This is a genomic window from Marinobacter maritimus (assembly GCF_007671675.1).
Lineage (GTDB): Bacteria > Pseudomonadota > Gammaproteobacteria > Pseudomonadales > Oleiphilaceae > Marinobacter > Marinobacter maritimus.
In genome coordinates this window covers 84,987-110,121 of the sequence record NZ_VCGW01000006.1, presented here as the reverse complement: position 1 = coordinate 110,121, position 25,135 = coordinate 84,987, and the positions used below count along the sequence as shown (strand labels likewise).

Below are 25,135 nucleotides of genomic sequence, written 5' to 3'. Positions count from 1 at the left end.
CGATGGGTTACCTTTCGGAAAGCGCGCTCGGAGACATGAACTTCAAGAGCCTGGGGCGGGGCGTCAGGATAAGCGACAAGGCGAGTATCTATAACGCAGAGCTGATGGACATAGGCGATTATTCCAGGGTTGATGATTTTTGCATTCTGTCAGGCAAGGTTTCCATTGGCCGCTATTGTCATGTAACCCCTATGTGCCTGATTGCCGGTGGGCAACCGGGTGTCGAGCTCAGGGATTTTTGCACCTTGGCTTATGGCGTCAAGGTTTTTGCACAATCCGATGATTATTCCGGAGAGACCATGGTCAACTCTCTTGTTCCAAGGAAGTACAAGCGAGAGCGTTTTGCTCCTGTTCTCCTGGAGCGGCAAGTCATAGTTGGAACAAACTCGGTCATATTTCCGGGCATAACAGTGGCCGAAGGCTGCGCAATAGGAGCTATGACCTTGGTCGCAAAGAGTACCGATCCGTGGGGAATATATGTTGGAAGTCCGGCCCGTTGGCTGAAGGCGAGAAAGAAAGATTTGAACGACCTTGAAAGCCGATTTCTACAGGAAGAAGACGCGTGATTCCATTTAATCGTCCCCCCGTTACAGGAAACGAGTTGCCCTTCATTGAAGAAGCGTTGAAGCAGGCAAAGCTCTCTGGCGACGGTCCATTCACTGAGCGTTGCCAACGGTGGTTTGAACGCCAGTTGGGCTGTAAGCGCACCTTTATGACCCCCTCCTGTACTCACGCCCTCGAAATGGCGGCCTTGTTGATCGATGTGAAGCCAGGCGATGAAATCATCATGCCGAGCTACACCTTTGTCAGCACCGCTAATGCGTTCGTACTCCGCGGCGCGCGCATAGTATTTGTGGACGTTCGTCCGGACACCATGAATATCGATGAGAGTCTTATCGAACAGGCAATTACCGAAAAGACCCGGGCCATTGTCCCAGTGCATTACGCCGGCGTCGGATGCGACATGGACGTTATTATGGAGCTGGCCAATCGTCATGGGCTTTACGTGATCGAAGACGCCGCCCAGGGCATGATGGCCGAATATCATGGCCGCCCTTTGGGCTCCATCGGGCACATGGGTACGTTCAGCTTTCATGAAACGAAAAACTATACCAGCGGTGGTGAGGGCGGATTGCTCATCATCAACGATGAAGGCTTTGTAAAGCGGGCTGAAATCATTCGGGAAAAGGGTACCAACCGCAGTCAGTTTTTCCGCGGCATGGTAGACAAGTACAGCTGGGTTGGAATGGGTAGCAGCTATCTTCCTTCCGAGCTTCAAGCTGCATACCTCTGGGGCCAGTTAAACCGGGCCGAGCAGATTCGTGACAATCGCCTGGCGATCTGGGCGCGGTATCACCAGGCGTTCAAATCCCTGATTGCAAACGGTATTGTTGACGGGCCTGCACGGCCGGAGGCGACGGCACACAATGCCCACATGTATTTTCTGAAAATCCGGGATCTGGAAGAGCGCAGCGCCCTGATTGATCACCTAAAACAAGCCGGTGTTATGGCTGTATTTCACTACGTGCCGCTGCACTCCACGCCGTTTGGCGAGACCGTGGGGCGATTCCACGGCGAGGAACGCTATACCACCAAGGAGAGCGAGCGCTTGGTGCGTCTGCCTCTCTGGTACGGCATGCCAGAGGAAGAGCAGGAGCGCGTCATTCAGTTGCTACTTGCGTTCTTCGGCTGATGAGTGATTTTTTCGCCGGGGACTTAACGTCCACAGGCCCGCGTATTTGTTAAACGTCACTTGAGCGTAGGTGACCGCCGTCAGGTAACCCACTGCGCCATCAAGAAACCCGAACCGGATAAAATAAACCTGTACAAAGGTCATCAAACCCCTGAGGGTTGGGTAGATCATGGTGTGTGTTTTCTTGCCCTTCCGATGCTTTTCCAGCGATCCCAGCCAGGCATACTTCGAGCTTTTTTCCAGTGAGTGACCAAAGTCCCTGTGTGTGTAGTGAGTCAGACGACCGCGCAGCGTTCTGGTTTTTCGTCCTTCAGGAATCAGGATGCGCTCGTGCACCAGGGCGTCGGAGAAACGAACGCCTTCCCGCCTGAACAGTCTCAGAGGCGCCCTGCCACTGCGGCCGAAATCCAGGCGGGCGCCATAGATAGTGACGGCCCAAGGGAGTTTGTAAGCATCTGCGTCAGGGTCAGCAAGCCGGTGGTTGATTTCCCGCGCAAGTTCCGGGGTTATGCGCTCATCGGCGTCCAGTGACAGTACCCAGTCGCTTGTGGCTTTCTCCAATGCTCTCTGTTTCTGAACACCAAAGCCGGGCCAGTCGGTGACCTCAAGGATGTCGGCATACTGCTTGGCAATCTCGACGGTTCTGTCTGTGCTTCCGCTATCAAGTACAATAATTTCGTCAGCAACCAACCTGGCCGACTTCAGACAATCGGCAATGTGGTCTTCCTCGTTTTTAGTGATGATTGTGGCCGATACCGTTCTCGTCCGTTGCCTTACGTAAGAGGTGCTCAGCTCGTTGAATAGTGCAGCGGCAATGCCTGAAACGGACACCAGGTAGAAGGTCAGGAACAGCGTTCGATTAAAGGTCGCTTCAGTCAGCCCGAAGAGGAGGTAACCAACGCTGACCATTGAGCCTGCCACTGCCAGATGTGCTGTCGCTGTGTGGGAGCTGAGCAGGTGTCGTGCGAAAATGGCCAAAGGAAGGAAGATCAGGAATGCCCAGCTCAGAATGCCCGGGACACCGCTGGTAGCGGCATTGTTGAGCAAGTCGTTGTGGGCGTGGCCGGTACAGCAGTCGATCAACACGGCAGACGATTCCCCGGATGCGACTGAAGCTTCGATTTCGCGCGTATAGCCTCCAAGACCCGCGCCGGTCCAGGGGTTGTCTTCAAACATCCGCCAAGCCTGCCCCCAGACTTCCATCCGGACGGTGATGCCGGAATCCAGGGTGTCGCTCTGTATAAATCCCTTGAGCTGATCGGGCACACGTTCATTCGTAGAAATGGCGATCACCAGCAAAACAGGAATTGCGAGCAGGCTGACGATGCGCAGATTTCTGCTGAGTAGTGGCATCAGGAGCAGGAGAAAAAATGGCAGGGCAACCAGATTACTCCGGGTTTGCGACAGCATGGCAATGGCGGCCGCCCCGGTACCCATAACGATAAAGAGAAGAGCAAGGGGGCGCCGCTTGCTGCGGAGGAAAAACAGCCCGCCCGTCAGGGTAAGGAAGCTAGCCAGCAGTGCGATATTCCCGAAGTTGATCGGGTTTATTCCGCCGCCAAAGCGGTTGCTCAGAAACGAGGTAATAGAACCCTGGTCTGCGATCAGCGCCGAACCCAGCAGAGCAAAAATGGATGCAGCCAAGAGCCCAGCCGCGGCGAATACCGTGTTCGCGCCCAGTCGGCCATAGCTCAGGGCGATAATCAGGGGCCAGAACAGAATAAAGCGGGCGTGAGCGCCTAGCGTTTTTCCGCCCTCATAACTGAAGCCTTCAACTGCCCAGGAATAAACGCTCACGAGTACAAAGAACCAGAACGCAAAATGCAGTAAACGCAATTCTTTTGGCTTATCCCATCCCGCCTGATATAAGGATTTTCTGTAGCTGATCACAAAACCTGCGATGGCAAGCAATAGAGTTGCAACTGCCAGCACGCTGGATGACAGCAGTGCGCCTGCGACACCGATTACAAAAAGCAGGTGGACAGGCTTTTTGATGCAGTCGGTCATGTCAGCACACCTTATCCGGGTTATAGGGATTCTTTTCGCCGGGTGGCCGGTGCCGCATGCGCTTGTATTCCCACTGGTACTGCCCGGGAATGTCCCGGATACAACGCTCGACAGACGTATTCAGAGCTGTTGTAGCAGCTACCGCATCCTTACTGTCCAGGCCCGGCTCAGTTTCGCGTACGACGATCCGAAACCCGCGCGCGTTCTCCAGCCTTTCGGCGTAGGTAATCAGAACCTTGGCACCGGTGCGCTGCATAAGTTTTGAAACCAGGGTCATGGTTTTGACTTCCATGCCAAAAAACGGCGCAAAGGCATTACCTTTGCCGCGCGGGGACTGGTCAGGAAGGATACCGGCAACACCGCCTTCCCGCAGAATCGAAGTCAGTCTTACCAGACCGCGTCTGTCGCCACGCACGAGTTCTGAGCCAAGCCGGCCTCGCACACGGATCATGTAGTCTTCGAATTCCGGCATGTTAGGTGGGCTATAGAGTGCGGCCATTTTGTAACGGGATGAGAAAAACAGTCCAGCCAGTTCCCAGTTCCCGAGGTGCGGCGCGAGCAGAATCAGCCCGCTGCCGTCAGCCATGGCATCGTCAATTAGCTCAAGCCCCTCGGTTTCACGTACCAATCCAAGGCATTTTTCCACTGGCCATTCCCACATCAAGGGAATTTCCAGCATTGTCATCCCTGTGTTTACCAGCGATTCTTTTGCCATGGTTGCGCGTTCGGCTTGTGGCAGTTCCGGGAGACATATTGCAAGGTTGATGTCGGTAACCTCGCGAGCTTTGACGGGTAGTTTCCACATAAGCAAGCCCACAAGCTTGCCGATTCTTTGAGCACCTGCCAGTGAAAGCCAGCCTGCGATACGCAGAAGACCTGCAACAAGAAAATATTTCAACTTGCTCATTTTCTGCCGTACCGGTCTTCGTATCTGACAATGTCATCCTCACCAAGATAGGAGCCGGATTGCACCTCAATCAACTCCAGGTCAATGACCCCGGGGTTTTCCAGCGAGTGCACCTGGCCTATGGGAATGTATGTCGACTGGTTTTCGGTGACCAGATAGGTTTTCTCGCCGTTAGTTACCCGCGCAGTGCCGCTGACGACAATCCAGTGCTCAGCACGATGATGGTGCATCTGAACGGAGAGTTTTGCGCCGGGCTTTACCGTAATTCGCTTCACCTGATAGCGCGGGCCACTGTCTATGGAGTCGTAGACCCCCCAAGGCCGGTAAACCTCACGGTGATTCATATGCTCGTGCCGGCCGTCGCTGCGGATTTGCTCAACCACGGCTTTTACATCCTGCACTTTGTCTTTGTGAGCAACAAGAATGGCATCGTTGGTCTCAATGATGACAAGGTCATCAACACCAATGGTTGCAACGAGCCGACTCTCTGCGCGAACAAGCGTGTTGCGGGTTTGATGGGCTATCACATCGCCGCTGAGGCTGTTTCCGTTCCGGTCTTTTTCACTGACATCCCAAAGTGCGGACCAGGATCCGATGTCGCTCCACCCGGCGTCCAGTGAAACGACGACAGCGTGATCGGTTTTCTCCATGACGGCGTAGTCAACAGATTCGGAAGGACAGCTTGCAAACCGTTCCGAATTTACCCGGATAAAGTGAAGGTCCTCGCTGGTGTCTGCCATCGCTGCGCGGCAGGCAGCCAGAATGTCAGGGCGATGCAGTTCCAGCTCGGTCAGATATTGTCTGGCGCCGAACAGAAACATGCCGCTGTTCCAGAGGTACTCTCCAGACGCAAGATAGGCTTGAGCGGTCTCGATATCGGGCTTTTCCACAAAACCATCAACGGTGTAGCAATCTGTGGCCAGTTCGCTGCTACGGTGTATATAGCCATACCCGGTTTCAGGTTGGTTGGGGACAATGCCGAAGGTGACAAGCTTGCCTTCCTTTGCCTGAGGTACAGCCTTTGCCACGCCTGCCTGAAAAGCCTCGACATCTTTGATCAGGTGGTCGGCGGCAAGAACCAGCATAAGCGGGTCATCGCCATGGGCGCTCTCACATAGCTGAAGTGCCGCCAACGCGATTGCTGGAGCAGTGTTTCGTCCGCAGGGCTCAAGAATGATGCAGCTATCTTCATGGCCGGACTGCCGCATTTGTTCCGCAGCCAGAAAGCGGTGCTCTTCATTGCAGATCAGGAGTGGTTTTTGCGCGTCCATTCCGTCAAGTCTGGCCACCGTCGATTGCAGCATCGAGAGGGGGCCGTCTGTCAGTTTGAGAAACTGTTTCGGGTTCAGTTGTCGTGACAGCGGCCAAAGACGCGAGCCGGTACCGCCAGCCATAATGACGGGATGAATCATGAGCTTACTCCAGGCTTGATTGAGTTTGTGAGAGCGTTCCTGAACCCTGTGTTCGCAGGTGGAATCTTACCATATGGATTGAGCATCGACAGCGCAGCTGCGCAGTGCCGCGAGCTCGTTACAGGCGTCATAGTCGTTGCGCGGCTTCCCAGGTTTGCTTTCTATCACTGAGCTCCCATGCAATGCGCTTGTAGAAGCGATTGACTCGTCTCGCTGTGTAGCGCCTTCGCCATGCCGGAATCGCTGCAAGCGTGTTCTGAGCGCCGGGTGCTCCCAGCCCATCGACCAGAAGAAGCTCTGGTTGATTGTTACGTCGGGCTATGACCAGGTTGTGAGGCAAGAGGTTGCGGGTCAATATGCCTGTTTTTTCGAGCCACTCACAGAAGCGCTCCGAAGCTGCTTTTATGGGGGCGTCAAAACCGTGTTGTTTCAGGTAGCTCTCAAGCGTTTGAGCCGGATCCCCGTGATCGTCCAGAAGAAGCTCACTTTCATTGGCGGTGCCGAGCGATGTTGGCGTTTCGCCATAGAACCGCGGGAGATGGTGCCAGACAATGCTTTCGTGGCCCTGTTTGATCAACGATACTATTGCAACCTGCTGATGTGCACGTTGTTCCTGTGTGTTGTCGTTGATCCTGGACTTGCCGAGCAGTTTTTTGAGAGGCATCTGCCGCTGATAACGCGCTTCTATATTTTCCGGGCGAATGACTTTCAGACAGCGGCCAGGGATGCCCGGGTGCAGGTAGCAATGGCGGTTGTAGCCCGAAGCAAAGGGCTTTTGGTCAGAAAGATCTATCACAGCAGTATTTCGTCTCTTCGGAGTTATAGGCTGATTGTCAGGTTGAATCTCATCACTGGCAATTTGTTCTGCTGGCAACTGGAGCCTGATGGCTATGAGTTTTTCAGAGGTATCCAAACCTTGTTTGGCATTTGGTGATTGTAACACAGAGGGTTTTCGAACCCTTGAAGGCCCCGTCTGGGCTGAGCAGGTTGCAGATGCGCTGGAGCTTGAGTTCAAAAATTGCGGGCACACCATGAGCACTACCCGGGAACTGCTGCAGTATGCTGCAGCGTTTCCTCCATCGGAATATGCATTAGTGTGTGTACAGTACGGGCTGGTGGATTCCTGGCTGACGTTTCGCGGTGCGCCTTATGTGCTTTATTACCCTGACAACCCGCGCCGGAAGCTGGCAAGAAAACTGGTTAAAAAGCTGAAGAAGTGGGCGCGCTCTTTACAGCTTCAAAAAAGGCTGGGGGCTGTCGAGCAAGTACCGTTGGAAGAGTACATTGAAAACGTACGGACAGTCCTGAAGTCTGCCCCGGACAGCCAGTTTGTTCTGGTGGCGACGGCTCCGAACCGTGACACATCCCGGAACCCGAGAATCCTGAGATATAACACAGCTCTTTCAAATCTTGCTGACGAGGAGCACAACGCAATCTATGCGGATGCCTGGGATGAACTCTGGAGCAATCTTGATGTATGTCTGATGGACGATGGAACTCACCTTACCACCCGAGGGCACCGCGTTGTCGCAGATTGTGTTCAGAAGGCGCTCAGGCCCGGGAGTTTGCGCTGAGAAGCTTGAAATAGAAAGCTTCTGTCCGGCTCGTCATGGCCTCCAGTGTCAGCTCCCGCGAAGTATGTTCAAAACATGCTTCCTGGCTTTTTTTCAGGCTTTCCGGATCTGCAAGTTGAGCTGACAACAGGGTGTGTAATGCGCTCAGGTCTGTTGCGGTTGCCAGGCTTTCGGCAGGAAGCATCTCAAGCGCACCATTGACGGGCGTTGAAAGCACGGGGCAGCGCATCAGTAGAGCTTCGACAAGAGTGTATGGAAAACCCTCGCGTTCGGAACTGATTACGCACACAGAAGCTTTCTGAAGCCAGGCCGCCGGGTTTTCTTCGTAGCCGGGCAGTTTTATGAAGCTTTCAGCTCCCAGGTGCTGGACCTGTACCCTCAGCTTTTCGGCCTCGGAGCCCTCGCCCAGAATATAGAGTGGCAGTGCAGGATTGACTGTTGCCCACACAGAAATCAGGTTGCCGAACTGCTTGACCGGCTCGAGGCGACCTATGGCAACTGCAAAGGCCTGGTTTCCGGGTACGGGGTGAGTTGTTCTGCCCACCTCGTTCTGAGACTTGACCCCATTGTGGATGAGGATTGAATCAGGGTGGGACAACGCCTCCCGGATGCCTTTGCTAACGGCAATTACACCCTCAAGTTTGTTGAAATCCTTATGGCTGGATTTGGTGCCATGGACAGTGCCCACCGTTACGCTTCCCTGAGTTCCCAGACCTGAGATCAGTGCGGCCGCCTTGCTGCCTTGAGCGTGGATTACATCGGGAGATAGCTTGCGAAGCATTCGTTTCAAACGCTGCTTTAGCAGGGGGTTCCGCCTTCCCCATTGTACCGGCAAAGGGTGGAAGGTGATCTCGTGTGAAAAGCGATGCCGGTAATCCGGGTGTGCAAGAACGTGCACCTTGTGGCCGCGGCGGGCAAGTTCGTCTGCAAGGTCAGCCGTGTGCTTTTCCATGCCCCCCCAATTACCTCCCGGAGTGGCGATTAACTGGGCAAGGGTGAGGCGCTCAGGTGAGTTCATGGTGAAGAGGGCACTTTAGCAAGAACTTTGCGGTAAACCTCCAGTGTCGACTCCGTTTGCGCCTGAAGGCGAAACTTGAAGGGGATCTCGATATTCGGAGTGCTGTCGCTCAACAGCCTGAGTGCAACCTGGGCGAACTCACGGGTGTCATCGGGCGTGACCAGCCCGTCAGGAAAGCATGCCTGCAGTGTTTCTGCCGCGCCTCCCCGGTTAAAGGCGACGACGGGTGTTCCGGATGAAAGCGCTTCGGTAACCGTGCGGCCGAAGGGCTCGGGCTTTGTCGACATATGGCAAACCAGGTTGGCGAACAGATAAAGCTCCGCCATGTCGTTTCGTTGTCCCAGAAAGGTGACCTTATCGTTAAGCCCAAGTTTCGCCCGGTGTTGTTCAAGCTCTCCCATGAAGTGCTCTTTGCCGGGTTCTGCTCCGCCAACAATGATGCCGTGGCAATCTGGCATTTTGCGGACGATTTCCTCCATGGCCTCAAGAAACTCCAGTTGGCCTTTCCAGCGAGAAATGCGCCCCGGCATCATCAGAATGCGTTTGTCCTCGAGGTGCGGAAACTGTGCAAACAAAGTCTGTCGCCATGCGTTGCTCAACTCACGCTTCTGAAAGTAATCCACATCCACACCGCGCTGTATTACGGTCAGCTTTTGTTCAGGAACCTTGAAATTGCGGAGAACGTAATCTCGAACACAGTTTGAAACTGCAATCACGTGATCTGATTTTGCCATGATCGCGCTGTAGGGGTTCACGGAGTACATGCCGTGGAAGCTTGAAACAACGGCGGGGCGCTGATGCGCTGGTAAACCCTTCAACGCCAGGCGTACGATCCAGGCCGGCATGCGTGAGCGCACGTGAATGATGTCTGGCTGCAGCTCACGGATCAGCTTTCTCATGGGCCGGATCTGACCGAAAGACGCGGGCGTTTTGCGATGAATGGGCATCTGTATGTGGGTTGAGCCTTGTTCCTGAAGTCGTTTTGCCAGCGGGCCGCCACTGGATACGACAAAAGACTCATGGCCATGCCGCACCAGATCAGACGCAAATTCCACTGTTCCTCTTTCTACACCGCCACTGAAAAGAGCCGGCAGTGCCTGAATAATTCTCAAGTAGTTGTCCTCTTTTGTGCTTTTTGCGTCTTGCCTGCTCCCGATGCAAGCCAGCGCTGGATGACCCAGTTTGCAGCCCGGTCCGCCTCCCAAAGAGGTTTCTCCTGCCCGGTTTTGCCCCCCATAACCGTAGCATGGTCGCTCCAGCGGGCTACATAACCCATTTCGACCAATCGTCGAACACCGCTGGCAACCCGACTGTCTGATCGCTCAGAGAGCTGAAATAGCCCGGTAGGCACACCGGATGTTGCAGCTTCGCACACCATCGACATGCTGTCTGGCGTTACCCAGATTGCTCTGGATGTGGCAACGTGATGGTTAAGCCAGTCTTCGTGGGTATCGTCAGGATTTACCACTGTGACCCGCAGGCCGGAAAGCTCATCAAGCCTTTCCCTGAGAGCGTTCGGTGTCCGCCTTGAACTGCTGATCGTCCAGCGCCATTGCGGGTATTCGCCGATCAGGTTGACAACTTGTCCAAACACAACGTCGTCGTCCCAGTCAAAATGTGGAGAAGGCCCTCCAAGTAGCAACAGAGCTTCCGGCTTGTCCGTGATCCTTGCCAGGGGGGTGATTGTGTTGATGACACCTTCGGTGATCAGGGTGTCCCGGTTTTGCGCAACGCCATCGTGGGCGGGAATAATTGAGCCGCCGACCCAGGTGCGAGGGAACCCGGGCTTCATGATAACCAGTGTCTTGGCTTTCCTGAGCCTCCGTAAAGACAGCAGGAGCCCGTGAGTACCTGAGCCCGCAGCGATGATCAGATCCGGGTGGGGGAGTGCTCTATCCAGCTTGGGAGGCATTGCCAGCAGTGCACGCCAAAATGGAACCTTGGCGTGGTGCGCATCTATCCAGAACAGGCTGGCGCCTGCTTTCACGCGTAACCGGTTGCCCAGGCCTTTGAGTTGGTTCCTGTGCCCCGGTTTGTCGTCTGTGAGCAACCATATTACGGGTGCTGATGATGCTTTATTTTTTGCCATAGAAGCCCGGATCGTCTTTGTCTGGTCGCGTTTTAAAACGTCGGTGCATCCAAAGGTACTGGTCTGGAGCGCGCCGAATCTCGCTCTCCAGAATCTGGTTGATCAAAGTCGCATCCTGCAAATCATCTCCGCTAGGGAAAGGTTCCAGCGGAGGGTGAAAATAAATATCGTAACCGGGTTTATCGTCTCGCCGAAAATGGCTGAACGGAACCACCTTGCATTTGCTACGCGCCGCAATACGTGACGTTGCGGTTATGGTGCCGGTTGGTATGCCAAAGAAGGGCGCAAATACGATATCTTTGCGCCCATAGTCCTGGTCAGCGGCATACCATACGGTGCGATTATTGCGCAGGCTCCGGAACAAGCCTCTGAGATCCCGGGCTCCGAGAACGGCGTCATACCGGCGCTCCCTGGCCCGGGTCATGATCGCATTCATCAGCGGATTGTTGTGATCCCGCTGCATAACATCCGCTTCAATGTACTCGGTAATCAGGCTGCCGCCGAGGTCCAGAGTGCTGTAATGGCCTCCAAGAAGCAGCACACCTTTGCCCTCGGTCAGTGCCTTATCGAGGTTCTCCTTGCCGTGAACATTCGTTATTCCGGTGAGCTTTGCAGGGTTTCGGAACCATGCGATGCCCAGCTCGATCAGGCCAATTCCATTGGCAATAAAGGTATTTCGAACCAAAGCAGCCTGCTGTGCCTGATTGAACTCCGGGAAGCATAGGCGGATGTTAACCTCGGCTATGTGGCGACGCCTATCGGCAAAGCGCCAGGCCAGAAGCCCCGCACACTTGCCGAGCCACCATTGAAAACGGATAGGAAGCTGTGCCACACACCACATTACAAAAACCCCGCCCCAAGTCGGCCACCAGCGAGGATGGAGGTAGGCGGAGTAGTCGGTGTTGCGCGGCTGCTTGCGATATTTCTTCTTCACGTGAAACGGGTCCCGAGGGTTCAATGGATTGCTGGGCAGACTATGGTGCCCGGCAGGGTCAATCGGAAGCAAATCAATAGGCTTTGGGATATGATAGCGCACTGATTTGCCGGGAGTCCTGCGTGCTTCAATTTATCTATTCACAGCTTATACGGTTGCTACTGCCATTTATTCTTTTGCGTTTGTGGTGGCAGGGCCGTAAGGCCCCCGAACTGCGCCGGAACTGGCAACAGCGCTTGGGTTTCGTGCAACGGACCAACGGCAGCGTGGTGTGGGTGCATGCTGTTTCTGTAGGCGAGACGATTGCAGCGGCGCCTATGGTGCGGCGGCTGCTCGCCCGGAACCCGGACATTACGATACTGATGACCGCCATGACAGACACAGGTCTGACACAGGCCATGAAAATGTTTGGTAATCAGGTCCAGTATGCTTACGCACCCTACGATACCCCGGGCTCGATCCGTCGTTTTCTGAACCGTGCCAACCCCAGAATTCTGGTTATCATGGAAACGGAAATTTGGCCGAATATGATACGCCAGAGCCGTTCCCGGCGCGTGCCGGTTTTTCTGATCAATGCGCGGCTTTCTGAGCGCTCGGCCCGAGGTTATGAGCGAGTAAAAAGCCTGGTCGCCCCGATCATGCGCAGCATCAGCTGGGTGGCTGCACAGGCCGAAAAGGATGCAGAGCGGTTTCGCAGAATTGGCGTTGCAGCATCCAAGGTTGCGGTGACAGGGAGTGTGAAGTTTGATGTGGATATCCCAGACGCCTTGAGGGAGGCTTCGCAAAAGCTTAAGGCATCCTTTTTCTCACGTCCGGTCTGGATTGCCGGGAGTACCCATGAAGGTGAAGATGCCCAGTTGCTGGCGGCGCACCGGCAGCTTTTGAACGCCCATCCGAATGCCCTGTTGATTCTGGTGCCTCGCCACCCTGAGCGCTTTGAATCGGTTACGGAAAAAGTCGGTAAACAGGCATTTACTCTGGCGCGGCGCTCCCTCGCTGAAGACCCTTCGCATGCAAATGTTTATCTCGGGGATACCATGGGCGAGCTGATGATGCTTTATGGCTCCAGCGACGTGGCGTTTGTGGGTGGTTCTTTGATTGAACGCGGTGGTCACAATCCTTTGGAGCCGGCTGGTTGGGGGATTCCTGTGATCTCTGGGCCCCACGTTTTCAACTTTGAAACCATTTATCAAAGGCTTCTCGACGACCGTGGCGTGACGATGGTCAGCGATGCGGGTGAGCTATACCGTCATTTGGCGGTTCTGTTCGGTGATGCTGTCGAGCGCCAGGCCAGTGGAAAGCGTGCATTGAGCGTGGTTAACAAAAATAGAGGTGCGCTGGACAGGGTGGTAGATGGAATTATCGAGCGGGTCTGAAGCGGTTGGGGTGTTGGTGCCTTGATAGAGAAAGGATAAGAAGGTTTGCTTCTACCCTTTCTCTATCAAGCGGCTATGCGCCTTGCCTGCGTATACTAGCGGGTAGGGTCTTCCAGGGTTTCCTGGTCATTGGCAAGAGCCTCTATGCCAGGGGCCGTGGCGCTGAGCCAATTGTTCAATTCAATCAGGTCTCTCGGGCTGAGCGTGCCCGCAGCCTGTTTTAGCTGAAACGTGTTGTTCACATAGTCATAACGGGCGTTGGCGTAATCCCGCAGTGCGACATAATAGGCCCGTTCTGCATCCAGCACTTCAACAATATTCCGGGTGCCAACATCATAGCCGGCGCGGGTTGCATCCAGAGCACTGCGGCGGGAAATGATGGTTTGTTTCAGCGCTGACGCAGTTTCAATGTTGTTGTTAATGGTCAGGAACAGGCTGCGAGTAGTTACCCGTACATCGCGGCGCACGGTGCTGAGAGTCTGTTCTGCCACTGTGACCAGAGAACGCTGCTGACGTACCCCTGCCTGAGTTCCACCGCCAGAATATAGCGGCACATTGAGGCTGAGGCCGATAATGCCCTGAGTAGTAACACCGTCACGCTGAAGGCTGGAGCTCTGCTCAATTCCGTCAACGTCGGACTTGCCGTAAGAGGCGTTCAGATCCAGTGTCGGGTAATGCCCTGCCTTGGCCACTTTCAGTCCGGACTCACTGGCGCTCAGGTCGTAAATTGCGGATTGAATGGACCAGTTTTGCTCCAGGGCGGTCATTTCCCACGCGGCCGGGTCCATTGGTTCAGGGCGGCCCAGAGGGAAGTTCTGGCGCAGATTCTCCAGATCCTCCGAGTATTCACCGGTCAGCCGGGCCAGTTGCTCCCGTGCGATATTTACCTGGTTTTCTGCTGCAATTCGCAGGCTCCTGCTGTCGTCGTAGCTGGCGCGGGCTTCGTAGACTTCAGTAATGGCGATCAGGCCAACATCGAAGCGCTCCTGAGCCTGTTCATACTGGCGCCGGATTGCGGCTTCGCCTGCCAGGGCGGTCGTTACCGTATCCTGAGCACGCAAAACATCAAAGTAGGCGGTTGCGACATCAAGAATGAGTTGTTGCTGAGCCAGATTATATTGCGCTCGCGCGGAATCTGTCTGGAACTGGCTGGCATCGTACTGAAACCATGCGTCTGCACGAAACAGTGGTTGTGTCAGTTGCACGCCGTAGTTCAGCTCTTTATAGCTGTTATCCTGGGATGCGCTGGGGCCGTCATTATCAATATGACGCGCCTCACCATAGGCACCGATTTGTGGCAACAAGGCGCTCCGGGTGACATCGCTGGCGGCCTGTTGGGATTCAAATCTGGCCTGAGCTGCAGCAATGCCGGAATCATAGGAAAGTGCTTTCTCATAGGTCTCTACCAGGTTCATGGACAGGGCAGGTTGTGCTGCCAAGAGGCCAACAAGTCCGGAAAGCAATCGTTTCTTCATTGTTACTCCTGAGTACATATGCGCGCTTGTGCCCTCTCGGGGCGCTTGTAAGAGAATGCCGGATCTCTGCGGAAAATATGGGAACGGCCTCCGCATTGGCATGGAAAATCGAACCGGTTTAAACAGATCAGTCATTATGGACAATAATTGCTCTCAGCTCTACACTTGCAAATAGCACCTACTCTGAGTGCTATGCATTACAGACTCGCGTCTTGACGGGGTGCTGGCTGCCTGATTTGTTTGGGCAACTGGCTGAGATTGCAACGCAGAACCCGCGACCTGATCCGGATAATACCGGCGTAGGGATTGAGACCAGACAACCGAAGAGCCAGTGCTGCCCGCTAAACAACGGCTTGGCTACTTTCTCCGTCATGCGCGACCCGAATACCAAAGCAATGTTCCGGGAGCGAATGATGACAGATCTACCAACTTACCTTAGTGATTCCGCCCGCGTGGATTCTGCCGCGATACAGCCGTTGCCAGGATCGCGAAAAATATACGTACAGGGTAGCCGTTCCGACCTGCGGGTGCCTATGCGGGAAATTACCGTACAGGACACGCCCACGGAGTTGGGCGGTGAAAAAAACGCGCCGGTGATGGTGTACGACACCTCGGGTATCTACAGTGATCCCAACGCGACCATTGACCTGCGCAAAGGGCTCCCTGCAATCCGTGCCGCCTGGATAGCCGAGCGAGAAGACACAGCGCCCTTACCAAGCTATACATCTGAATATACCCGCCGGCGAATGAAGGACCCTCAGCTCGACCCGCTCAGGTTTATGGATGAGCGTAAGCCATTACGAGCGCTGGCGGTTAAAAACGTCACCCAGATGCATTACGCCCGCAATGGCATCATTACGCCTGAAATGGAATACATCGCCATTCGTGAAAACATGAAACTGCTGGAAGCCCGTGAGCAGGGTTGGGTGAACGATCAGCACCCCGGCCAATCCTTCGGTGCCAGCATTCCAATGGAAATTACCCCCGAGTTTGTGCGCAGCGAAGTTGCTCGGGGTAGGGCGATTATCCCTGCCAACATTAATCATCCCGAATCCGAACCGATGATCATCGGTCGTAACTTTCTGGTGAAGATCAACGGCAACATCGGCAACTCAGCGGTTACTTCCTCAATCGAGGAAGAAGTAGAAAAGCTCACCTGGGGCATTCGCTGGGGTTCCGACACCATCATGGACCTCTCCACCGGCAAGAACATTCACGAAACCCGCGAATGGCTCATCCGCAACTCACCAGTGCCCATCGGCACAGTGCCCATTTACCAAGCGCTGGAAAAAGTAGGCGGCGTTGCCGAAGACCTAACGTGGGAGATCTTCCGAGACACATTAATCGAGCAAGCTGAGCAGGGCGTAGATTACTTCACCATCCACGCTGGCGTGCGCTTGCACCACGTACCAATGACCGCCAAACGCACCACAGGCATCGTCTCCCGAGGCGGCTCCATTATGGCGAAATGGTGTTTGGCTCATCACAAAGAAAGCTTCCTGTACGAGCACTTCGAAGACATCTGCGAAATCATGAAAGCCTACGATGTCTCCTTCAGCCTCGGCGACGGCCTGCGCCCCGGCTCCATAGCCGACGCCAACGACGCTGCCCAGTTCGGTGAGCTGGAAACCCTTGGCGAACTCACGAAAATTGCCTGGAAGCACGATGTTCAATGCATGATCGAAGGCCCTGGTCACGTGCCCATGCACCTAGTGAAAGAGAACATGGACAAACAGTTGGCGTGTTGTGACGAAGCACCCTTCTACACCCTCGGCCCCTTGGTTACCGACATAGCTCCTGGCTACGACCACATAACCTCCGGCATCGGCGCTGCCATGATCGGTTGGTTCGGCTGCGCCATGCTCTGCTACGTCACCCCTAAAGAGCACCTGGGCCTGCCCAACAAAGACGATGTGAAAACCGGCATCATCACCTACAAAATCGCCGCCCACGCAGCCGATCTGGCCAAAGGACACCCCGGCGCTCAAATACGCGACAACGCCGTCTCCAAGGCCCGGTTCGAATTCCGTTGGGAAGACCAGTTCAACCTAGGTTTGGACCCAGACACAGCTCGCGCCTTCCACGATGAAACTTTGCCTAAGGACTCCGCCAAAGTGGCTCACTTCTGTTCCATGTGCGGCCCAAAATTCTGCTCTATGAAAATCTCCCAAGAAGTTCGGGACTACGCAGCGGAACACGGTATTGACGAGATATCGGCAGTGGATGCTGGCATGAAGGAAAAATCCAGAGAGTTTATTGACTCTGGAAGCAAACTTTACGACAAGGTCTGAATTTTCTGGAAGCTGGCGGCGCGGTGCAATAGAAACTGGCGCTCGTCAACGCATAGCTCATAAGTCTGGGGCAGGGATCGAGAGGGTTTGCCAAAACTGTGCGGAGTCATGGATGGCGGAGCCCAAGCGCCACATGGATGTGCCGCAAGGAGCGTGTTTTGGTAAGCCCTCTCGATTCCTGCCTTGCACCCAAGCTAGCATCAAGAAGGCTTGCAATACCCCTAAGCCAGAGTCTATCGTTCAAAATCGATTTCACTGCAGGGCAAACTATGACCAAGCCGTTCCAGTTCGAAGCCAGTGACGTCACAATCGAAAAACGCGAAACCGTCTTTCAGGGCTTCTTCCGTATGGATAAGTTATGGCTGACGCATCCGCGCTTCGATGGCCGGAGTATGCCTCTGTTTACCCGTGAGCTCTTTCTGCGCGGCGATGCCACCTGCGTGCTCCCCTACGATCCTGACCGCGACGAAGTCGTTCTGCTTGAACAATTTCGCTTGGGCGCAATCGGTCGCGATCAATCGCCATGGTTACTGGAGCTGGTTGCCGGAATGAACGAAAACGGCGAAAACAGCGAAGAGGTTGCCCAGAGGGAAGGCCAGGAAGAGGCCGGGCTCAGTTTCAGTAAGCTCGAGAAAATCTGTGATTACCTGGTTTCGCCGGGCGGCACCACTGAAATGGTTTACCTATACTGTGGCAAAGTCAGCACCGAATCGGCAGGCGGCCTGTATGGGCTCGAAGACGAGCACGAAGACATACGAGCCCATGTGGTGCCGGCAGACGAAGCCATAAGTATGATCCGTGACGGTCGTATTAATAACGCTGCCGCAATCATCGCTATTCAGTGGCTCCAGCTCAACAGGGTCCGACTGCAGGCAGGGTGGGAGTAATGGGTGAATGGACCATGAAGCCCAAGCGATATGTGCCTGACCTGCGCCAGCTGGGAGCCCTGTGTGAGGGCAATTTCCAACGCCTTCGCAGGCTGCGCCAGCTCAGGGTAGACAATCAGCCAGTGTGTGAAATTGAACTATATCGGGAAAATGAATACCTGGGCCGCGTTCGGATCCAGGTGCTACAAACCGCCCGGTATACGGAAACCCTCTTGCTTGAGCAAGTTCACAACAGCGGGCGTTGGCTCAATAATCCACTGATGACTGTTCGGGTATACCACGACGCTGCCATGGCGGAGGTCATCAGTTGCTATCGTGACACGCAGATTGCGCCCGTCAATGACTATCCCAACCGCTTTATGCACCATCCGGATGAAAAAGTTCAGGTCAACGGATTTCTTGCTGACTGGCTCGAGTACTGTCTGAGGTTCGGCCATTTGCCGCTCGAGTATGCGGCCTGGTCTGCTGATGAAAGTGCGGACTGAAAGTTGGCCTTGAAGAGGGTAGTATTGTTAAATACTGCAATATATTGGTCGTGCTGATCCAGAATGTGACGCCGGTTCCAATCAATAGCGACAAATCCCGAAGCTGACAACGTACACTTGTTTTGAAATCATGGGGGCTAGCGTGAAACGGCGACCTGTGAATCCGTTCCTCAAGCGATGACAGCGAGCAGACCAAGAGCATCATGACGTCACAGGAAACCACCCGCCCACTTCGGGTATTGCAGCTAACGGATCCGCACCTGATGGCCAGCGTTGATGGTGCGCTGCTCGGTGTAAATACCCGTGACAGCCTTGATGCCGTTATAGCAGAGGTGCTCGAATCCCGCGGGCAACCTGATTTGATCCTGGCCACAGGAGATCTTGCCCAGGATGGCTCGGAAGAAGCCTATCGTGTGTTAGGCGACCGCCTTGGCGTGTTTGATTGTGTGTCCGCGTGGCTTGCCGGAAATCACGATCACGCTGAGTCGCTGACGAAAGTGGCAACGCGCTATGGCGCAGACCTGAGGCACATTGTTCAAGCCGGCTGGCAGTTCATTCTTCTGGATTCTTCGGTGCCAGGGAAAGTTTACGGGGAACTTGCCCAATCCGAGTTGGACTTTCTGGCCGAAACCTTGGCACAGCACCCGGATTTGCCGGCACTTGTTACGCTGCATCACCACCCGGTAGATATTGGTGCTGACTGGATGAGGGAAATTGGCCTCAGGAATCGTGAAGAATTCTGGCAGGTGATTGACCGCTTCCCGCAAGTAAAGGTCGTGTTGTGGGGTCACATTCACCAGACTCATGAGCAGAAGAGAAACGGCGTGCAGCTGCTGGCCACGCCTTCCACTTGCATTCAGTTTACCTCCGGTTCGCGCAAGTTCTCCGTGGAAGATCTGGCACCTGGGTATCGTTGGTTTGAACTCCAGGCCTCCGGCAACTTCACAACGGAAGTGGGTCGGGCCATGGATTTCGAGTTTGAGCTTGATAAGAACAGCTCGGGTTACTGATCTGCTTTCGCAAGTTCCCGTTCCGCAATTTCATTCCCGGCGCTTTGCGTCCGCAGTTCGCGGGCCGCAGCTACCATAGCTTCCAGGGCAGGGATCACCTCTTCCCAGCGACGGGTCTTCAGACCGCAATCCGGATTGACCCACAAGCGCTCTGCTGGAACCCTTTCCGCCGCCTTTCTCATCAAGTCTGTCACCTGTTCCACCTGCGGAATGTTCGGCGAGTGGATGTCATAAACGCCCGGGCCGATATCATTGGGATACTCAAAACCCTTGAAGGCATCGAGCAGCTCCATGGCAGAGCGTGACGTTTCGATGGTAATCACGTCCGCATCCATACGGGCAATGGCGCCAATGATGTCGTTGAACTCCGAATAACACATGTGGGTGTGAATCTGGGTGTCATCGTGCACGCCGTTGGCGCTGATGCGGAAGGCCTCGATAGCCCATTCCAGATAGGTATTCCAGTCTGACTGGCGCAAGGGCAAGCCTTCGCGCAAGGCTGCCTCGTCAATCTGGATAATACCCACGCCGGCCTTTTCCAGATCCTGTACTTCGTCGCGTACGGCCAGAGCCAACTGAAGGCAGGTATCCTTGCGTGGTTGATCATCACGCACGAATGACCAGTTCAGAATCGTTACAGGTCCGGTGAGCATGCCTTTCAAAGGTTTATCCGTCAGGGACTGGGCGTATGTGGTCCAGCCTACGGTCATGGCGTTGGGGCGGGTGATATCGCCAAATAAAATGGGTGGCTTCACGCACCGGGATCCGTAGGACTGCACCCAGCCAAAGCGGCTGAAAACATAGCCTTCCAGCTGCTCTCCGAAATACTCCACCATGTCGTTGCGCTCAGCCTCGCCGTGCACAAGTACATCCAGACCAAGCGCTTCCTGTTGCTCAATGCAGTAAGCAATTTCTTCATGAATCCGTGCTGTGTAGCTCTGACGGTTCAGGTTTCCCTGGCTAAACTCTTTACGAAACTTGCGTATTTCCGGAGTTTGAGGAAAGGAGCCAATGGTCGTCGTTGGATAGGCTGGCAGCTGGAATCGTTCTTGCTGCAGCTTGGCCCGGGTGCTGAACGGGCTCCTGCGATGGCCGTGCTCTGGTGTAATAGCCAACAGCGCCTTGGCAACCGCCGGGTTGTGGGCTCGTGAAGACTGTCGGCGGTTTTCAATGGCTTTCCGGTTGGCATCCAAATCCTTAGCTACGGCGTCCCGACCTTCATCGAGCGCCTTCGCCAGAGTGGCCAATTCCTGCAGCTTCTGGCGTGCAAAGGCCAACCAGTTGCGGATTTCTGAATCCAACGTCGTTTCGTTCTCAAGATCAACGGGCACGTGCAAAAGCGAGCAAGAGGTTGCAAGCCAAAGACGTTCTCCCAGCTTTTCCCTTAGTGGCTCCAGAAGATCCAGAGTGGCGTTCAGGTCTGTTTTCCAGACATTGCGGCCGTTGATAACCCCGAGGGACAGCACTTTGTGAGCCGGCAGCCAGTCAGCCAGTCGAGCAACTTCGATTTGGGCGCTGATGGCATCCAGATGAATGCCGGCAACCGGTAGCTCGCAAGCAAGTTGCAGGTTTTCGCGCAGTTCCCCGAAATAGGTCGTCAGCAGCAGTTTCACTGGAGCTGTTTTCAACTCGTGGTAGGCGAGTACGAATGCGTGTCGCCAGTCGGCGTCCAATTCTGTCACCAGCGCCGGCTCGTCAATTTGCACCCATTCGGCGCCTGCTGCTGCCAGTTTTTCAAGCAACTCGCTGTATACCGGTAGCAATTTTTTCAGCAGCTTCAAGCGGTCAGATTCATCCTTGGTCTTGCCCAACCTGAGATAAGTAACCGGGCCAATGATCACTGGTTTTGCAGTTACGCCTTGCGCGTGAGCTTCGGCCAGTTGCTCCAGAATGCGCTCAGCATTCAAGCTGAAACTCGTGTCGGCACTGAATTCCGGCACTATGTAGTGGTAATTGGTGTCGAACCATTTGGTCATTTCACCCGCATGCACACTGCAGCAGGCGCTGTCGCAGGGAGCGCGGCCCCGGGCTACACGAAAATACGCATCCAGCGTGGTGCCCTCATGGCTACTGGCGCGCTCTGGCAAATTGCCGAGTGTGACGCTCATATCCAGTACCTGATCGTACAGAGAAAAATCGCCTACAGGTGCCAGAGAAAGACCCGTCTGCTCTTGCCAATTCTGCGCGCGCAACTCAGCGGCCGTTTCCTGCAGGGCTCGTTCACCTGACTTGCCGTGCCAGAGGGCTTCCAGAGCAAATTTAAGTTCCCGGCGGGGGCCGATGCGAGGGTAGCCAAGGCTATGAGTGGTGGTCATCCGGAACTCCTGATTCTGTGTTTTTTGGGCGTTGATAGGAGTTGTCAGATTAGCGCTCAGATTTAATGAATAATAATGGTATTATTTCAGGGTTCCATTAATTTTACTCATGGGTTTCCCGATGATTGAGCGTAACCACCTGGAAGTGCTCCGGGCTGTGGAAACAGAAGGTTCCCTGACCGCAGCGGCGAGTCGCCTCCACCTCACCCAGTCCGCGCTAAGTCACTCTGTCCGCAAACTGGAACAGCAGCTGGGAACGCCAATTTGGCTGCGCGAAGGGCGCCAGCTGCGATTGACGCAGGCCGGCAACCACTTGCTTGCTCTGGCTAATCGGCTGCTGCCACAGTTCGAACATGCGGAAATGCTCATCGACCAGTTTGCCAGAGGGCAGGCGGGCACTCTTCGCATCGGAATGGAATGCCACCCGTGTTATCAGTGGCTGTTGAAAGTTGTTGGCCCCTACCTTGAGCAGTGGCCGTCGGTGGATGTCGACGTAAAACAGAAATTCCAGTTCGGCGGCATTGGCGCCCTGTTTGGCCACGATATCGACATGCTGGTCACCCCTGATCCATTGCACAGGCCCGGTTTGGTGTTTGAGCCTGTGTTTGATTACGAACAGGTGCTGGTAGTTGCCGCCAATCACAGCCTGGCAGGCAAGCCCTGGGTCGAAGCAGCGGATCTTGAGCCGGAAACCCTGATTACCTATCCCGTGGCGATCGAGCGGCTGGATGTGTTCAATTACCTGCTGGTTCCCGCAAACATGCGCCCGGCCCGCCATAAAACCATCGAGACCACGGATATCATGCTGCAAATGGTCGCAGCAGGCCGTGGGGTGGCGGCGCTGCCCCGCTGGTTGGTAACGGAGTACAGCGATCGGCTGGCTATTGTTCCGGTAAAACTGGGTAAAAATGGCATCGCCAAACAGATCTTTCTGGGCCGCCGCGAGCGCGATGTTGGTGTGCAGTACATGGATTCGTTCATGAAGCTGGCGCGAGAGGTTCGCTGGCGCTGACGTTTCGGTTACACTGCGCAAAAATCTGCCAGGAACTACCGTTATGAGCGAAACACCTCCCGATTTGAAATACATCGAAACTCACCAGTGGGTGCGCGTAGATGCCGATGGCACGGCTACAGTTGGTATTACCGACTTTGCTCAGGAGCAGTTAGGTGATGTGGTTTATATCGGCGTCCCCGAGGTGGGTGAAACGGTAACCGGTGGCGAGGAAGCTGGCGTTGCCGAATCCGTGAAATCCGCATCCGACGTGTTCAGCCCGGTAACGGGTGAAGTACTTGAGGTCAACGAGAGCCTTGAAGACGAGCCCGAGAAAGTCAACGAAGATCCCTATGGCGAAGGGTGGATGTTCAAAGTCAAACTCGCCGACCAAGGTGAGCTCGATGGGCTAATGGATTCGGATGCTTACGCTGAGCATTTAGCGGCCGTCGAGTAAGTCTGGCAGGAACCGTCGGGCAAGGCTGTCCAAAACTGTGCGGAGCCATGGATGACAGAGCCAAGCGTACATGGACGTATTCACAGCGTGTTTTGGACAGCCTTGCCCGATGGTTCCCTTCGCCCAAGCTTGGGTGTAGTGGTTGTCAGTTAATGTATAATCCCGCCCTGATTTTCTTCCCCTAGGTGGTTGCCATGAATTTCCCGGTTTTATATCTACGCAAAGGCGCCGAGCGCAGGCTCCGTGCTGGCCATCTTTGGGTTTACAGCAACGAAGTCGATATCCAGCGGTCGCCTCTGGCACAGTTCGAAGCCGGCACTCAGGCTGAGTTGCGGGCATCGAACGACAAACCACTCGGTGTGATTTTCGTTAACCCCCACTCCCTCATCTGCGGCCGCCTGATCAGTCGTGATGCTGCACAAGGCATGACACCGAATCGCCTGACCCAGCGCATGGAAACGGCGCTAACGTTGCGGGCCAGGTTGTTCGACAAGCCCTTCTATCGCTGGGTGTTCGGCGACAGCGACGGGCTGTCCGGGCTGGTGGTGGACCGCTTTGGCGATACCGTAGTGGTGCAAATCTCCACCGCTGGTATGGAACAGATGAAAGAGTCGATTGTCCGGGCGGTTCAGCGCTTGGTGCATCCGAAAGCCATCATCCTCAAGAACGATGGCAAGATGCGCAGCGTTGAGGGGCTGGCTACCTACATTGAGCAGGCGCATGGCCCGGAAGCGACACTGCTCGAGGTTGAAGAAAACGGTGTTCGCTTCGAAGTGCCGCTTGAAGGCGGACAGAAAACCGGCTGGTTTTACGATCACCGAATGAATCGTCAGCGTCTGCAGGCTTACGCGCCGGGTAAGCGGGTGCTGGATGTGTTCAGTTACGTGGGTGGCTGGGGCATTCAGGCGGCCTGTGCAGGCGCCACCCAGGTTACTTGTGTGGACAGCTCTTCAGGCGCCATTGATTCTGTGCATCACAATGCGAAACTCAACGGCCTGGATAATGTGGAAACCATTGAAGGCGATGCGTTCGACGCACTGAAGGCGCTGGCGGAGGAGAAAGAGAAATACGATATCGTTGTACTGGATCCGCCGGCCTTTATTCCTCGCCGTCGCGACCAGAAAGCCGGCGAACAGGCCTATGCGCGCCTGAACCAGTTAGGTTTGCGGTTGCTGGAGCGGGATGGGGTGCTGGTTTCAGCATCATGCTCCATGCACCTGTCCCAAGAGAAACTGGTTGACATTATCCGTGGCAGCGGGCGCAAGATTGATCGCTTCGTGCAACTGCTGGAGCAGGGGCACCAGGCGCCGGATCACCCTATTATTCCCGGAATTCCCGAGACGGATTACATCAAATCCTGCTTTGTGCGATCCCTTACCGGGTTTATGTGACGCTAAAGCTGAACCCGCTCTCTAAAAAGGCGAGTTCAGCGCTTTTTGGCGAACATCAGCTGCGAAGCGTCATAACATCCCAACCCTTATTCCTGGCGAACTCATCCAGCTTTGAATCAGGATCAACTGCAACCGGGTTATCCACTTTCTTTAGCAGCGGCAAGTCATTGTGTGAATCGCTGTAGAACCAGGCGCCGTCCAGACTTTCATTGTGAGCCTCCAGCCAGTCGTTCAGTCGGGCGACCTTACCTTCCTGAAAGCTGGGAGTGCCCGCAACGTTACCCGTATAGTGCTCGTTGATCATCTCGGGCTCAGTGGCGATCAGGTGCTCAATCTCCAGCAATTCGGCGATTGGCTCGGTCACGAATCGGTTGGTAGCCGTAATAATCATCAGCGTGTGACCGCGCTGTCGGTGGCTGTTCAAAAGCTCTTTGGCCTTTTTCTGCAGCATGGGGCGCACTTTCTTATCCATGAATTTGCTTCGCCATCTCAGAAGCTCATCCATGCTATGGATCGAGAGGGGCTGAAGCGCAAACCCAAGGTAGTTCAGTATGTCCAGCTCGCCATTCAGGTATTCCTGATAAAAACGATCATTGGCTTTGCGATAGGTCTCGGCATCAACAATACCTTCCTCTACCAAAAACTCACCCCAGGCATGATCACTGTCACCAGCGAGCAGGGTGTTGTCCAAATCAAAAATTGCGAGCGTCAAGCGATTACCTCCAGGGGAACAGGGCGTGCGAAAGCCGGTATCTTACCATGGGTGCCGGAGTGCAGCTGCGTTTGCCGAAGTCTTGGGATTCTGTAAGAATGAGCGCAACTT

At 54.8% G+C, this 25,135-nt stretch carries 22 protein-coding genes and 1 riboswitch; of the genes, 11 read left to right on the top strand and 11 right to left on the bottom strand.

Annotated features, from left to right (window positions below; genetic code table 11):
* Window positions 1-2 precede the first annotated feature (2 nt).
* Both FFI90_RS18095 and rffA read left to right on the top strand, forming a co-directional pair.
* On the top strand, window positions 3-566 hold the full coding sequence (locus FFI90_RS18095; protein ID WP_144780154.1) for an acyltransferase: 564 nt from the start codon (window positions 3-5) through the stop codon (window positions 564-566).
* Window positions 563-1,693, top strand: coding sequence for a dTDP-4-amino-4,6-dideoxygalactose transaminase (gene rffA, locus FFI90_RS18090; protein ID WP_144780153.1), 1,131 nt, complete (start codon window positions 563-565; stop codon window positions 1,691-1,693). The genes FFI90_RS18095 and rffA overlap by 4 nt, the downstream gene beginning before the upstream one ends.
* On the opposite strand, the gene FFI90_RS18085 is transcribed toward rffA, so the two are convergent.
* From FFI90_RS18085 to FFI90_RS18070, 4 genes are all read right to left on the bottom strand, one after another.
* Window positions 1,673-3,700: an O-antigen ligase family protein gene (locus FFI90_RS18085; RefSeq protein ID WP_144780151.1), complete on the bottom strand. Its 2,028-nt coding sequence runs from the start codon at window positions 3,698-3,700 to the stop codon at window positions 1,673-1,675. The genes rffA and FFI90_RS18085 overlap by 21 nt on opposite strands.
* Before the next feature lies 1 nt (window position 3,701).
* The gene (locus FFI90_RS18080) at window positions 3,702-4,607 is read right to left on the bottom strand and encodes a lysophospholipid acyltransferase family protein (RefSeq protein ID WP_144780149.1); all 906 of its coding nucleotides are present in this window, start codon (window positions 4,605-4,607) and stop codon (window positions 3,702-3,704) included.
* Window positions 4,604-6,019, bottom strand: a complete 1,416-nt coding sequence (locus FFI90_RS18075) for a mannose-1-phosphate guanylyltransferase/mannose-6-phosphate isomerase (protein ID WP_144780147.1) — start codon at window positions 6,017-6,019, stop codon at window positions 4,604-4,606. Before FFI90_RS18075 ends, FFI90_RS18080 begins: the two co-directional genes overlap by 4 nt.
* Before the next feature lie 127 nt (window positions 6,020-6,146).
* Entirely contained in the window at window positions 6,147-6,815 is a 669-nt protein-coding gene (locus tag FFI90_RS18070; protein WP_144780145.1) for a YrbL family protein, read from the bottom strand.
* 94 nt (window positions 6,816-6,909) lie between these two features.
* On the opposite strand from FFI90_RS18070, the gene FFI90_RS18065 reads away from it, so the two are divergent.
* Entirely contained in the window at window positions 6,910-7,593 is a 684-nt protein-coding gene (locus FFI90_RS18065; protein WP_144780143.1) for an SGNH/GDSL hydrolase family protein, read from the top strand.
* Here the strand turns inward: FFI90_RS18065 and FFI90_RS18060 are convergent.
* The 4 genes from FFI90_RS18060 to lpxL are packed head-to-tail and all read right to left on the bottom strand — an operon-like array spanning window position 7,571 to window position 11,634.
* A complete protein-coding gene (locus tag FFI90_RS18060) occupies window positions 7,571-8,611 on the bottom strand; it encodes a glycosyltransferase (protein ID WP_144780141.1) in 1,041 nt (346 codons plus the stop codon). The genes FFI90_RS18065 and FFI90_RS18060 overlap by 23 nt on opposite strands.
* The gene (locus FFI90_RS18055; protein ID WP_144780138.1) at window positions 8,608-9,723 is read right to left on the bottom strand and encodes a glycosyltransferase family 4 protein; all 1,116 of its coding nucleotides are present in this window, start codon (window positions 9,721-9,723) and stop codon (window positions 8,608-8,610) included. Before FFI90_RS18055 ends, FFI90_RS18060 begins: the two co-directional genes overlap by 4 nt.
* Entirely contained in the window at window positions 9,720-10,700 is a 981-nt protein-coding gene (locus FFI90_RS18050) for a mitochondrial fission ELM1 family protein (protein ID WP_144780136.1), read from the bottom strand. Before FFI90_RS18050 ends, FFI90_RS18055 begins: the two co-directional genes overlap by 4 nt.
* Entirely contained in the window at window positions 10,687-11,634 is a 948-nt protein-coding gene (gene lpxL / locus FFI90_RS18045) for an LpxL/LpxP family Kdo(2)-lipid IV(A) lauroyl/palmitoleoyl acyltransferase (protein WP_144780134.1), read from the bottom strand. Before lpxL ends, FFI90_RS18050 begins: the two co-directional genes overlap by 14 nt.
* Window positions 11,635-11,756: 122 nt before the next feature.
* Between lpxL and waaA the strand changes: the two genes are divergently transcribed.
* The gene (gene waaA, locus FFI90_RS18040) at window positions 11,757-13,010 is read left to right on the top strand and encodes a lipid IV(A) 3-deoxy-D-manno-octulosonic acid transferase (RefSeq protein ID WP_144780132.1); all 1,254 of its coding nucleotides are present in this window, start codon (window positions 11,757-11,759) and stop codon (window positions 13,008-13,010) included.
* A 95-nt stretch (window positions 13,011-13,105) separates the two neighbouring features.
* On the opposite strand, the gene FFI90_RS18035 is transcribed toward waaA, so the two are convergent.
* A complete protein-coding gene (locus FFI90_RS18035) occupies window positions 13,106-14,485 on the bottom strand; it encodes a TolC family outer membrane protein (protein WP_144780130.1) in 1,380 nt (459 codons plus the stop codon).
* A 206-nt stretch (window positions 14,486-14,691) separates the two neighbouring features.
* Window positions 14,692-14,808: riboswitch (TPP riboswitch) on the top strand.
* 90 nt (window positions 14,809-14,898) lie between these two features.
* Here FFI90_RS18035 and thiC point away from each other — a divergent pair.
* From thiC to cpdA, 4 genes are all read left to right on the top strand, one after another.
* A complete protein-coding gene (thiC, locus tag FFI90_RS18030; RefSeq protein WP_144780128.1) occupies window positions 14,899-16,776 on the top strand; it encodes a phosphomethylpyrimidine synthase ThiC in 1,878 nt (625 codons plus the stop codon).
* 269 nt (window positions 16,777-17,045) lie between these two features.
* Window positions 17,046-17,663: an NUDIX domain-containing protein gene (locus tag FFI90_RS18025; RefSeq protein WP_144780125.1), complete on the top strand. Its 618-nt coding sequence runs from the start codon at window positions 17,046-17,048 to the stop codon at window positions 17,661-17,663.
* Window positions 17,663-18,148 carry a DUF1249 domain-containing protein gene (locus tag FFI90_RS18020; RefSeq protein ID WP_144780123.1) on the top strand — a complete coding sequence of 162 codons (486 nt, stop codon included), beginning with the start codon at window positions 17,663-17,665 and terminating at the stop codon, window positions 18,146-18,148. The genes FFI90_RS18025 and FFI90_RS18020 overlap by 1 nt, the downstream gene beginning before the upstream one ends.
* Before the next feature lie 203 nt (window positions 18,149-18,351).
* A complete protein-coding gene (gene cpdA, locus FFI90_RS18015; protein WP_144780121.1) occupies window positions 18,352-19,158 on the top strand; it encodes a 3',5'-cyclic-AMP phosphodiesterase in 807 nt (268 codons plus the stop codon).
* Here the strand turns inward: cpdA and metE are convergent.
* Window positions 19,152-21,473 (bottom strand): 5-methyltetrahydropteroyltriglutamate--homocysteine S-methyltransferase, encoded by a 2,322-nt coding sequence (gene metE / locus FFI90_RS18010; protein ID WP_144780119.1) that lies wholly within the window; start codon window positions 21,471-21,473, stop codon window positions 19,152-19,154. The genes cpdA and metE overlap by 7 nt on opposite strands.
* A gap of 121 nt (window positions 21,474-21,594) precedes the next feature.
* Between metE and FFI90_RS18005 the strand changes: the two genes are divergently transcribed.
* From FFI90_RS18005 to FFI90_RS17995, 3 genes are all read left to right on the top strand, one after another.
* Window positions 21,595-22,485 carry a LysR family transcriptional regulator gene (locus FFI90_RS18005; RefSeq protein WP_144780116.1) on the top strand — a complete coding sequence of 297 codons (891 nt, stop codon included), beginning with the start codon at window positions 21,595-21,597 and terminating at the stop codon, window positions 22,483-22,485.
* A gap of 43 nt (window positions 22,486-22,528) precedes the next feature.
* Window positions 22,529-22,921 (top strand): glycine cleavage system protein GcvH, encoded by a 393-nt coding sequence (gene gcvH / locus FFI90_RS18000; protein ID WP_144780114.1) that lies wholly within the window; start codon window positions 22,529-22,531, stop codon window positions 22,919-22,921.
* Window positions 22,922-23,115: 194 nt separating this feature from the next.
* Window positions 23,116-24,312 (top strand): class I SAM-dependent rRNA methyltransferase, encoded by a 1,197-nt coding sequence (locus FFI90_RS17995; protein WP_144780112.1) that lies wholly within the window; start codon window positions 23,116-23,118, stop codon window positions 24,310-24,312.
* A gap of 55 nt (window positions 24,313-24,367) precedes the next feature.
* On the opposite strand, the gene FFI90_RS17990 is transcribed toward FFI90_RS17995, so the two are convergent.
* Window positions 24,368-25,024: a histidinol-phosphatase gene (locus tag FFI90_RS17990; protein ID WP_144780110.1), complete on the bottom strand. Its 657-nt coding sequence runs from the start codon at window positions 25,022-25,024 to the stop codon at window positions 24,368-24,370.
* Between the last annotated feature and the right edge of the window lie 111 nt (window positions 25,025-25,135).

Coding starts and splice junctions, on each gene's coding strand:
- FFI90_RS18095 (WP_144780154.1), top strand. CDS start 3: ATGGGTTACCTTTCGGAAAGCGCGCTCGGAGACATGAACTTCAAGAGC.
- FFI90_RS18085 (WP_144780151.1), bottom strand. CDS start 3,700: ATGACCGACTGCATCAAAAAGCCTGTCCACCTGCTTTTTGTAATCGGT.
- FFI90_RS18080 (WP_144780149.1), bottom strand. CDS start 4,607: ATGAGCAAGTTGAAATATTTTCTTGTTGCAGGTCTTCTGCGTATCGCA.
- FFI90_RS18075 (WP_144780147.1), bottom strand. CDS start 6,019: ATGATTCATCCCGTCATTATGGCTGGCGGTACCGGCTCGCGTCTTTGG.
- FFI90_RS18065 (WP_144780143.1), top strand. CDS start 6,910: ATGAGTTTTTCAGAGGTATCCAAACCTTGTTTGGCATTTGGTGATTGT.
- FFI90_RS18060 (WP_144780141.1), bottom strand. CDS start 8,611: ATGAACTCACCTGAGCGCCTCACCCTTGCCCAGTTAATCGCCACTCCG.
- FFI90_RS18050 (WP_144780136.1), bottom strand. CDS start 10,700: ATGGCAAAAAATAAAGCATCATCAGCACCCGTAATATGGTTGCTCACA.
- FFI90_RS18035 (WP_144780130.1), bottom strand. CDS start 14,485: ATGAAGAAACGATTGCTTTCCGGACTTGTTGGCCTCTTGGCAGCACAA.
- thiC (WP_144780128.1), top strand. CDS start 14,899: ATGACAGATCTACCAACTTACCTTAGTGATTCCGCCCGCGTGGATTCT.
- FFI90_RS18025 (WP_144780125.1), top strand. CDS start 17,046: ATGACCAAGCCGTTCCAGTTCGAAGCCAGTGACGTCACAATCGAAAAA.
- FFI90_RS18020 (WP_144780123.1), top strand. CDS start 17,663: ATGGGTGAATGGACCATGAAGCCCAAGCGATATGTGCCTGACCTGCGC.
- cpdA (WP_144780121.1), top strand. CDS start 18,352: ATGACGTCACAGGAAACCACCCGCCCACTTCGGGTATTGCAGCTAACG.
- metE (WP_144780119.1), bottom strand. CDS start 21,473: ATGACCACCACTCATAGCCTTGGCTACCCTCGCATCGGCCCCCGCCGG.
- FFI90_RS18005 (WP_144780116.1), top strand. CDS start 21,595: ATGATTGAGCGTAACCACCTGGAAGTGCTCCGGGCTGTGGAAACAGAA.
- gcvH (WP_144780114.1), top strand. CDS start 22,529: ATGAGCGAAACACCTCCCGATTTGAAATACATCGAAACTCACCAGTGG.
- FFI90_RS17995 (WP_144780112.1), top strand. CDS start 23,116: ATGAATTTCCCGGTTTTATATCTACGCAAAGGCGCCGAGCGCAGGCTC.